Below are 10,472 nucleotides of genomic sequence, written 5' to 3'. Positions count from 1 at the left end.
GGCGGGAGGGGACTCCGGCAAGGTAAAGGTGAACGTCGTCCCGGCCCCTTCGTCGCTGTCCACCCATAGGCAGCCCCCGTGGGCAGTGACGATGCCGCAGGCGATGTAGAGCCCCAGGCCGCTGCCCTGGTGGGCGGTGTCGCGCGCCTGCCAGTGGCGCTGGAAGAGTCGGGCCTGGTGGGCCTTGGGGATGCCGGGGCCGGTGTCGCGCACGCTCACCCGCACGGCGCCCGCGCCGGGCGTGGCCGTCACGGTCACGGTGCCTCCGGGCGGGGTGAACTTGACGGCGTTGCCCAGCAGGTTGGCCAGCACCTGGAGGATGCGCGGGCGGTCGCAGGAGGCGCTCAGCCCCGGGACCAGCCGGTGCTCCAGGCGGACGCCCTTGTCCTGGGCCTGGGGCTCCACCAGCGCCAGCGCCTCCACGGCGAGCGGCTCCACGGGCTCCGGGTGGCGGTCCATCACCAGGGGCTGCCCCGCGTCCAGCCGCGCGGCGTCCAGGAGCCGGGTGATGAGGTCCTGCATGTGCGTCGCCGCCCGGTCGATGGCGGCCACGTGTCGCTGGAGCGCCGCCCCTTCCGGCAGGGCGTCCAGCCGCCGCGCCAGCATGCCCGTCCCCAGCCGCACCGTGGAGAGCGGGTTCTTGAGGTCGTGCGACACGACGGCCAGCACGTCCTCGCGCGCGCGGGCGGCCTCCCCGGCCTCCGCGTAGAGCCGCGCGTTCTCCTCCGCCAGCCGCCGCTGGGCGCGCGCGTCCTCGCGGGTGCGCTCCTCGGCCCGCAGCTGCTCGGCGTGCAGGGCGTTGAGGCGCGTGGCCGCGCGCCAGACGACCCAGGTCAACACCGCCGCCTGCGCCACCTCCAGCAGCGACCACACCCTGCGCGGATCCATCCGCGTGTAGCGCAGCGTCTGGTGCGCCACCACGCCGCCCACCACGGGCACCAGCAGCGCCGGCAGGAGCCGCCGGGCCATGATGCCGCCCGCGCCCGCGTGCAGGAACGCCCCCACCGCGCCCTGCTCGGGGCGCAGCAGCAGGGCCCCCAGGGACAGGAGCAGCAGGGCCACGTCGGTGTGCAGCGCGATGCCGATTCCCCTGCCGGCGAACCAGTAGGCCCGCGGCTCCTGGAACGAGTAGGCCACCAGCACGCTGAAGGACAGGAACAGGGCCCCCAGCGCCAGCGCCTGGAACAACCGCCGCGCCCACCGTCCCCGCGCATCCCGGAGCGTCAGGGCCAGGCCGAGCATCAGCAGCAGGGACGCGGATTGGGGCGACGTGCGCCCGCCCAGCGCCTGGACCAGGGCGTCCCGGCGTGACGACTCCCCGAAATACGTGCTCAGCAGCAGGGCGCTCAGCAGCACGACCCCCAGTCCCAGCACCCCGCCGAGCCGGCGCGACGCGGCCGTCCCTCCGCCCAGCGCCAGCTCCGTGCACGCGGTGAGCATCAGGCCCCAGGCCGTCAGGGGCACCATCGCGGGCAGGCCGGGAACGAGCCGCGTCAGCGTCACGCTCCCCACCGCCCAGCCCAGCAGCACCCCTACGCCCAGCACGAGCACCAGCCCGGCCATGGCGGACGACAACCGGCGTGCCCGGCGCCAGAGCTCCTGTTGTCGGGCATCCGGTGTCTGCACGGGCCGCCTCGAAGGATTGGGGATGCAGCCTTCAAGTTAGGGCAGCGGTTGTTCCCTGCCTGCGCACGCCCCGTGCACCTGCCCACCTCCCTCGCCTGCCTCCCTGGCGGGGCGGCGGGGGCACGAAGACACCGGGCCCGCCGCTCCCCACGGATGCGGTGGGGAGGGACGGGCCCGGAAGGACAGCAGGGGAGCGGTGGGGCTTCGGGACTACTGGATGGTCCAGGCCACCGTGCCGCTGCACGCGCTGGCGCCGAAGCAGCCCACGCGGATCTGGTACGTGCCGCCCGCGCCCGTGGGCGCGGTGTAGGCCGCGTGCGACAGCGATCCGCAGGCGTCGTCGTTGAACGTCACCTGCTGGTTGGCCGCGTTGAACAGGCGCACCACCGTGTCACCCGTGCCGGACGCGCCCGCCACGCCGCAGCTGCCGAAGGACAGCGACTGGCCGGCCTGCAGCGTCACGTCGCTGTTCGCCGTGCCCGTGGTGGCGTTGGCGGTGTTGCTGACGTCGAAGGTGAAGGAGCCCTGGGTGGCCGCGCTGGCCTGGGCAATCTCCCAGGCCACCGTGCCGCCGCAGCTGGTGTTCTGGTAGCAGCCGGCGCGGACTTCATACGTGCCCGCGACGGTGGCCGTGTAGGTGATCTTCGAACCGACGCCGCTGTCGCACCCGTCGTCGTTGGAGGCGACCTCCGAGCCGGACGGGCCGCGCAGGCGCAGGTAGGAGTCACCCGTGACGGCGGCGCCAGTGACGCCGCAGGTGCCCACGGTGAGCTTCTGGCCGGCCGCGAGCGTCACCGTGCCGTTGACGGTGTTGCGCGTGGCGCTGGCGGTGCTGGACGCGGTGAAGGTGTACTTCGTGGGCACGGGGGGCGTGGCGTTGCACAGCCGCACGTTGCCGGAGTTGCGCGCGCAGAACTCCTTGATGGCGTTGTGCACGTAGATGATGCCTTCGCCTTCGCAGCCCGTCTCCGTGCACGCGTTGACGACGTTGCAGCTGCCGCGCGCCACGTAGTCCTCGTCGCCGAACACCAGGATGCCCGCCACGGTGTTGTTGACCGTCTCGTACACGCCAGAGCCGGAGTTGCCCCCGAAGGTGTCCGTGGTGGCGACGAAGTAGTCCATGAACTCCGCGGAGTTGTCACGCACGGAGCCGCCCGAGTCGATCTTGAACGGGATGCCGCTGCCGCTGCCGATGACGGCCACGTTGGCGCCCACCGCCAGGGGCGCGTCGCCCGGGCGCACCGGCGCCGGGGTGAAGCGCGGCGCCGCTGAACGGTCCAGCTGCACGATGGCGAAGTCCACGTAGGTGTCCTCCGTCTCGTCGCTCAGGTGCCGCGCCAGGAGGGCCTTGCAGGTGAAGATGTCCTGCGTGGTAACGGTCTCCAGGGTCCCCTCGGCGGTGCGGTAGTACTTGAAGACGAAGCGCGCGCTCTTGCAGTCCGTCAGGTCCTCCACGCAGTGGCCCGCCGTCAGCACCAGGTCGTCGTCGATGAGCGTGCCCGAGCAGTAGGCCGCCGTCGGATCATTCCGGAAGCGCTGGTCGGTGCACAGGTTCGCGTACTGGCCCAGCGTCTTACCGTTGAACGTGACGTTGTTCGGGTTGGTCGTGTTGAGCGCCGAGGCCGACATGAGGGCCACGGTGGACTGCCGCGCCCGGTCCCGCAGGGTCGCGTTGGGGTGCGCGTAGACGTCCTGGCGGTCGTCGTTGCCGTAGACGACCGGCGCGCTGGACTCGGTCAGCTCGGGCTGCTGCTCGGGCTCGCCCGACTCGGGGCCCGGCCCGCAGGCCAGGGCGGTGAGGGTACAGAACAGGGTGCCGAGCAGCTTCGCTCGGAAGGCGGGGGCGGACACGGACATGCGGGGCGACTCCTGACGGGTACGGCGACAGACACAGCGAAGAAAGGGGGTGACACTGGAAGACGTAGGCGGACCCGGGCGGTCGCAAGGAGGGACCGGGCCGGGGGGATGTCGGGGGTTCTGCCTTGCTTCAGTCCGCGTCAGGCGCTTCGAGCCAGCTGAGCGCCTCGGCGCGCGACTCGAAGGTCTTCGCGGGGATGGTGAGGCCGGCGTTCTTGGTCATGCGCCAGGCCTGCAGGCCGCTGCCGGGGTCGCTCACCACGCGCGCGGAGCGCTTCATGCCGCGCTGCTGGGCGTAGGCGTTCAGCCGGGCCATCTCTCCCACCACGGAGGCGGGCATCACCCGCAGCTTGGACTGGTCCACCAGCGCGGACCACTCCGCGCCCCCACGGGCGGTGATGTCCTTCTTCAGTTGCTCGACGTACTCGGTCACGTCCTTCGGCGTCACTTCCGAGGGATAGATGATCTCGATGATGTCGTGGGGCAGGTGGGCGATTTCAATCTTCATGCGCGGCTTGCGGCTCTCTTCCTGGCGGGGCGCGCCATCCTAACCGCAGTGCCTGTCGCCGGATACCGCACCCCCGCATTCCGCCGCCCCCGGCGCACAGGATGTCGGACCTTGCGGGTAGAACCCTGCTCCCTGCCTGTCCGAACGGACCCGGTGCGTCCCGGCACGGGCGGCGGGTGCGGGACGGGCGGTGCGCGGGGACCCGGCCGGCTGGCTGGAGCAGGACCTGGCGAAGGGCGGAGGCGCGGGAAGTGGATGCCCTCCGCTCCCAGGTTGTCAGGATGATGCCTATGCGCCAGCCCATCTTTTCGGTCCACGGCGCGGCTCTGCCGGTCGCGCCTGAAACCAACCACCTCCTCCTGGTGAACGGCCCCAGGGAGGAAGCGCCCACACCCGAGGAAGCATTCACGGAGGCGCGGGAGTGGTTGGACGCACTGCACTCCCGGATGATGCAGGGCCCGGACGACACGCTGCACCAGGGCATGACGGACCTGCACGGGGGCCTCATCGAGCGGCGGCGGCAGTGGAGCCCGGAGGTGTGGAAGCGCTTCTGCCTGGAGCTGGCGCGCAAGCACCCGATGCGCCCCTTCCTGCACCAGTGCCCCTTCACCCGGCACGCCTTCGAACGGCCGCGCGGCTACGCGGGCGACGCGGCCCTCATCGACTACCTCTACATGGACCACGCGGCGGACGAGCTGCACGCGGGCCGCGAAATCTACCGGTACATGCACGGGCAGCCCTCCGCGCGCAGCGTGCGCGAGCGCCGGGAACTGCTCGCGCGGATGATGGACGAGACGGCCGAGCGGCGGCCCGACGGGCGCGTGCTGTCGGTGGCGTGCGGGCACCTGCGGGAGGCGGAGTCGTCGCGCGCGGTGGCGGAGCGGAGGCTGGAGGAGCTCATCGCGTTCGACCAGGACCCGGTGAGCCTGGCGGAAATCTCCCGCCTGCACCCGGACGGCATCGTGCGGCCGGTGTGCGGCTCGGTCCGCTCGCTGCTCGCGGGCAAGGCGGTGTTCAAGGACCTGGACTTCGCCTACTCCGCCGGGCTGTACGACTACCTGTCGGACTCCGTGGCGGCCCGCCTCACCGCGCTGCTCTTCCACATGCTGCGCCCGGGCGGACGCCTGCTGGTGGCCAACTTCGCGGTGCACCCGCCGGAGACGGGCTACATGGAGGCCTTCATGGACTGGTGGCTCACCTACCGGGACGAGGACGGCATGCGCGGCCTCCTGTCGGAGACGCCGCTGGAGGAGGTGGCCAACGTGCGGCTGTTCCGCGACTCGCAGGACAACGTCATCTACCTGGAAGCGACGCGCCAGTAGCGCGGCCGCCCCCTCAGTGCATCGGCGAGCCGGAGCGGGGCAGGGTCACCGTGAAGGTGGAGCCCTGCTCCGGGGCGCTGGTGACGTCGATGTTGCCGCCCAGCGCCTGCACGATTTCGCGGACGATCCACAGGCCCAGGCCGAAGCCGCCGTAGTGGCGCACGGACACCGCGCGCTCGAAGCGCTCGAAGATGCGCGCCCGGTCCTCCTCCGCGATGCCGATGCCGTGGTCGCGCACCTCCAGCCGCACGCGCGTCGCGTCCCCGTCCAGCGTCACCTCCACGGGCTTGCCCGCGCCGTACTTCATGGCGTTGGTCAGCAGGTTGCCCACCACCTGCTCCAGCCGCAGCGCGTCCCAGTGGCCCATGAGGCGCGGCTCGCTGGCGTGGAAGCGCACCTCGCACTCGGCGCGCACCAGGGCCTCGCGGCTGCGCTCCAGCTGGCCGCGCACCAGCGTCACCAGGTCCACGTCCTCGCGCTTGATGTGCAGCTGGCCCTGCGCGATGCGGGAGATGTCCAGCAGGTCGTTGACCAGCTTCCCCAGCCGCTGCGTCTGCGAGTAGGCGGACTCCAGCTTCGCGGTCAGCTTCTCCGGCGCCATGGGCGCGCCCTTCGCCTTCGCCTGGAGCCCCTGGATGTGCAGCTGCAGCGACGTGAGCGGTGTCTTCAGCTCGTGCGCGGCGATGGACAGGAAGTCGTCGCGGCGGCGCACGGCCTCCTGCTCCTCCCGGTAGAGGCGGCCCTGCTCCTCGGAGAGGGCGGCGACGCGCTCGAAGTTCTCCGCGTTCTCCAGCGCCGCGCCGGAGAGCACCGCCACGAAGGACGCCAGGCGCTCCTCGTCCTCGCCGAACAGCGCGCCCACCTTGCGGTGGCTGGCCACCACGCACGCCACCGTCTTGCCGCGCACCTGGAGCGGCGCGCACAAGAGCGAGCGCACGCCGAGCAGCTCCATGCTCTCACTGATGCCGCCGGGCAGCCCCTGGCCCAGCACGGTGATGCGGCCGGTCTCCAGCGCGCGCGCGAGCGCGGTGCGGCTGAGGCCCTGGTTCTTCGCGTCCTCCTCGGACACCACCGCGCGGGGGTCCACCACGGCGCAGCGCTCCGCGCGCAAGAGCTCCTGCATGGACTGGCGGGCGGTCTCGAAGACCGCGTCGCGCGACAGGGCGGAGGCGAGCCTGCGCCCCACCTCCAGCACGCGCGGGAAGCGGTCCACCAGCGACAGCGTCTCCACACCGGCCGTGCCGTGGTCCGCCTCCTTGTGCAGGCCGTCCTCCATGGCCTCCAGCTCGCGCGCCGCGGTCTCCAGGTCGCGCGCGGCGCCGGGCCAGCCCTGCACCCGGCCCACCTCACCGCGGGCCTGGAGCGTCAGCGCGCGCTCCTGGCGCATCCCCAGCGCTTCGGCCACGCGCAGGGCTTCGTCCAGGTGCTTGCGGGCCCGCGCGGGACGGCCGCGCAGCGCGCACATCAGGCCGCGCTCGCGCAGCGCATGCGGCAGGTTGTTGCGGTAGGTGCGCGCGACGGCGTGGGCGCGCTTCGCCACGCTGTCGGCCTCCTTCATGAGCCGGTCGCGCTGCTTCGGGTTCAGGGGGCTGGCCTGCTGCGCCAGGCGCCTGCGCGCGGTGGCGAGCCACGGAGTGATGGGGGCCACGTACTCCTGGCGCAGGTGCGCGTCCTCCACCACGCGCTCGGCGCGCTCCAGCACCTCCGCGGCGCGCGCCGGTTCGTTCTCACGCAAGAGGCGCAGCCCTTCCGCCTGGAGCACGCCCGCGAAGGACTGCGGGTCGGTGGCGGTGGGCGCCGCCAGCTCCGTCTCCAGCAGCGCCGCGGGGATGCGGCCGCCGGTGGACTTCGCCCACGCCTCCAGGCCCAGGCGCAGCGAGTACCGGTCCCCCAGCGCGAGCGCCGCCGCGTGCAGCTTCTGGCTCACCGCCGCGGCCTCCTTCAAGCGGCCCAGGCGGTAGAGCGACATGGCGATCTGGAAGGTGGCGTTGTTCACCTCCCACGGGTCGCCGGTGCGCTCCAGCAGGCGCACCGCCTCGCGGCACTTCTCGATGCACTCCTTGAAGCGCGACGAGGCGTAGAGCGCCAGGCCGTAGAAGTGCAGCGACTGGCCCTGGCCCCACACGTCGCCCAGCTGCTGGCGCAGGGCCAGCGACTTCTCCGCGTAGGCATACGCGCGCTGGAACCAGGGCAGGGTGGTGAGCGCGGGCGAGTGCGCGGAGTACGCCTGCGCCAATTCCGGCGTGGGCGGGTAGCGCTCCGCCAGGTTCATGTCGCGCAGGTGCGCCCACAGCACCGCGGCGCGGCCCCGCTGGTACCAGTAGCCGTACGCGAGCCGGCTGTAGAGGTTGACCGCGAGCAGGTCCTCCTCCCCCTGTGCCAGGGACTTGCGGGCCAGCCACACGCGCGGCGCCACGGTGTGCGCGGCCTGCGTGAGGATTTCCCACGCGGCGCTCGCGCCGGTGGCCAGCGTGCCGGGCGGCACCCAGCGGCCCAGGAGCTTCAGGCCCTGCTCCAGGTAGGCGTTGGCCTGCACTGTCTGGCCGCGCTTGAAGGCGAGCTCGCCCAGGTGTCCCAGCGTGCGGCCCTGCTCCAGCCGGTCGTGCGCCAGCGCCTGCGCGGCCTCCAACTGCCGCTGCGCTTCGTCATAGCGGCCGCGCATCATCAGCGCGGTGCCCAGCCCGGACGCGATGCGGTAGCGGGTGTGCGCGTCCGCCCCTTCGGCGCCGCGCTCGGCGATGCGGTAGTTCACCTCCGCGGTGTCCAGCGAGAAGCGCTGGCGCGCCTGCTCCGCGGCCACCAGCGCGTAGGGCAGGGCCTGCGCGCTCTCCCCCGCGGCGTCGAAGTGGTAGGCCAGCTCGAAGGGGTCGTTGGGCACGGCCTGCTGCGCGGCCCTCGCGGCCAGCCGGTGCAACTCCCGGCGCTCCTCCGGGGAGAGCAGGTCCAGCAGCACCTCGCGCAGCTTGTCGTGCACGAAGGTGGAGCGCGTGCCCTCCGTCCACAGCATGTGCCTGCGGCGCGGCGGCTCCAGCGCGGTGTTGACGGCCTCCAGCGGCGTGCCGGACAGGGCCGCCACCGCCTTCGCGTCGAAGGCCTTGCCCAGCACGGCGCCCACGCTGAGCACGTGCAGGGACTCCGGCGGCAACAGGCGCAGGCGCCGCACCAGGAACGTGGCCGCCTGGCGCGACGATCTCGCGTGCGCCATCGCCTCCGGCTGCACCTGCCAGCCATCCGGGCCGGGCACGAGGACGCCGTCCTCCACCAGCCCGTGCAGCACCGCGGAGGCCATGAACGGGTTGCCCTCCGCCAGCCGCGTCACCAGCTCCACGGCCTCCGGCGGCAGCACGCCGGCCATGGACTCCGCGAGCAGCGCCACCTCCGCCGCGCCGAAGGCGGACAGCTTCAGGTGCGCGCCCGGCGCCAGCCGCCGCAGCACGTGGCCCGCGTGGATGTCCTCGCTGCGGAAGGAGACGATGAGCAGGAGCCTCCCGTCCCCCGCGCGGCGGCCCTGGGACCACGCCTCCAGCGCGCGCAGCGTGAGCGTGTCCGCCCACTGGCAATCCTCCAGCACCACCACCGCGGGCGCGTCTGGCGTGCCCAGCGCGCCCAGCAGCGTGGTGAGGCTCCACACGCTGCGGCTCTCGCTCAGCGACTCCGGCCCCAGGCCCTGGGACTGGGGCGCTTGCGCGTCGGGGAAGAACACCTCCGTGAGCGTGGGCAGCACCGTGCACAGGCCGGCCTCCTGGCCCGCGAGCCTCTCGCGCAAGAGCGCGCCCAGCGCGGGCTCCTCGCGCGCCTGGGCGGCGATGCCCTCCGCCACGCCCGCGAAGAGCTGGAAGGGACGCTGCGCGGCCTGGTCCTGCGCCTGGCCATGCAGCACCCACGCGCGCTGGCCCACCGCGCGGGCGGAGAACTCCTCCAGCAGCCGGCTCTTGCCGCCGCCGGACTCGCCCTCCACCACCACGGCGCGCGAGCCGTCCTCGCGCGCGTGCTCCAGCTCCTGCTCCAGCGTCATCAGCTCGTCGCGACGGCCCACGAAGGACGGCTCGGTGAGGCTCTGGCGGTGGTCGTGCGCGCCGGTGACGAGCGCGGGCTCCGCTTCACCTCGCGACAGCGCGGCCTCCAGCGCGTTCAGGTCCGCGAGCGCGGCGTCCGCGGACTGGTAGCGGTCGCGCGGGTCGGTCTGGCTCAGGCGGGAGATGAGCTCCTCCATCGCCAGCGGCACCTCCACGCCCACGGGCCGCAGGCGCGGGTGCGCGGTGAGGTGCAGGCGCAAGACCTCGCCCACCGTCGCGCCCTCCAGCGCGGGGCGGCCGGACAGCGCCTCGAAGAGCACCAGGCCCACCGCGTACAGGTCCGACGGCGCCTCCACCGGCCGGTTGAGCAGCCCCGCCTGCTCCGGCGACAGGTAGCGCGCGGTGCCCACGGGCAGGTCGCGCAGGGACGGGTCCAACCGCTCGCTGCGCGACAGGCCGAAGTCGGTGAGCCACGCGGCGGACAAGGGGTGGTCGCGTACCAGGATGTTGGAGGGCTTCACGTCGCGGTGCAGGACGCCCTCGCGGTGCGCCTCCGCGAGCGCCTTCAGGAGGCGCTGGCCCAGGACGATGGCCTCCGGAAGGGACAGCGGGCCGCGCTGCAGGCGCGCCTCCAGCGTCTCTCCCTCCACCCACGGCGTGACGAGGTAGAGCAGGTCGTCAAAGGTGCCCAGGTCGCGCACGGGCACGAGCGCGGGGCTGTGCAGCCGCGCCAGCACCTCCGCCTCGTGCTCCAGCCGGTGGCGGGCCGTGGGGACGAAGGCGGACAGGGGAGTGACCTTCACGACCACGCGCTCGTGCGTGAGGAGGTCCAGCCCCTGCCACGTGGAGATGCCCCGGCCGGCCTTCATCCGCTGGCGCAACTCGTAGCGGTTGCCCAGCCGTTGGCCCGGGTGTGGCTCCCCAGGGGTGTCGCCGGCCTGTTGGAAGCCTTGCGCCATTCAGTACCCTCGCGAGCCCCTCCACCGCGTCGCCCTGGCGGCGCGGTCGGCCGGACGTCCCTCTTCCACAAGCTGGGTTGCCGCCCGGGTCCCTGCCAGGGGGGAGCAACCCTCGCCCTGCGTACGCTGCTCGGGATTTGAACAGTCGGCACGCTCCTGCTTCCCGCCCTGTCCCTTATACACA

The 10,472-nt window shown here is 72.9% G+C and carries 5 protein-coding genes; 1 reads left to right on the top strand and 4 read right to left on the bottom strand.

The window, feature by feature from the left end; genetic code table 11:
• From D7W79_RS45905 to D7W79_RS31645, 3 genes are all read right to left on the bottom strand, one after another.
• Positions 1-1,626: sensor histidine kinase (locus tag D7W79_RS45905; RefSeq protein ID WP_147442144.1), on the bottom strand; the 1,626-nt coding region annotated here is incomplete at its 3' end.
• Positions 1,627-1,836: 210 nt separating this feature from the next.
• Positions 1,837-3,483, bottom strand: a complete 1,647-nt coding sequence (locus D7W79_RS31650; protein WP_120529104.1) for a serine protease — start codon at positions 3,481-3,483, stop codon at positions 1,837-1,839.
• 130 nt (positions 3,484-3,613) lie between these two features.
• The gene (locus D7W79_RS31645; RefSeq protein ID WP_120529103.1) at positions 3,614-3,991 is read right to left on the bottom strand and encodes a SpoIIAA family protein; all 378 of its coding nucleotides are present in this window, start codon (positions 3,989-3,991) and stop codon (positions 3,614-3,616) included.
• Positions 3,992-4,281: 290 nt separating this feature from the next.
• On the opposite strand from D7W79_RS31645, the gene D7W79_RS31640 reads away from it, so the two are divergent.
• Positions 4,282-5,313, top strand: a complete 1,032-nt coding sequence (locus D7W79_RS31640) for a class I SAM-dependent methyltransferase (protein ID WP_120529102.1) — start codon at positions 4,282-4,284, stop codon at positions 5,311-5,313.
• A gap of 13 nt (positions 5,314-5,326) precedes the next feature.
• Here D7W79_RS31640 and D7W79_RS31635 read toward each other — a convergent pair whose 3' ends face one another.
• Positions 5,327-10,288, bottom strand: a complete 4,962-nt coding sequence (locus D7W79_RS31635; RefSeq protein WP_120529101.1) for a GAF domain-containing sensor histidine kinase — start codon at positions 10,286-10,288, stop codon at positions 5,327-5,329.
• Between the last annotated feature and the right edge of the window lie 184 nt (positions 10,289-10,472).

The sequence above is a fragment of the Corallococcus exercitus genome (assembly GCF_003611585.1).
GTDB lineage: Bacteria > Myxococcota > Myxococcia > Myxococcales > Myxococcaceae > Corallococcus > Corallococcus exercitus.
The sequence above is the reverse complement of the archived record's forward strand: the minus strand, read 5'-3'. Positions and strand labels throughout refer to the sequence as shown.

What these genes read in the sequence shown, in the direction of transcription:
- D7W79_RS31650 (WP_120529104.1), bottom strand. Translation starts at nt 3,483, where the DNA reads ATGTCCGTGTCCGCCCCCGCCTTCCGAGCGAAGCTGCTCGGCACCCTG.
- D7W79_RS31645 (WP_120529103.1), bottom strand. Translation starts at nt 3,991, where the DNA reads ATGAAGATTGAAATCGCCCACCTGCCCCACGACATCATCGAGATCATC.
- D7W79_RS31640 (WP_120529102.1), top strand. Translation starts at nt 4,282, where the DNA reads ATGCGCCAGCCCATCTTTTCGGTCCACGGCGCGGCTCTGCCGGTCGCG.
- D7W79_RS31635 (WP_120529101.1), bottom strand. Translation starts at nt 10,288, where the DNA reads ATGGCGCAAGGCTTCCAACAGGCCGGCGACACCCCTGGGGAGCCACAC.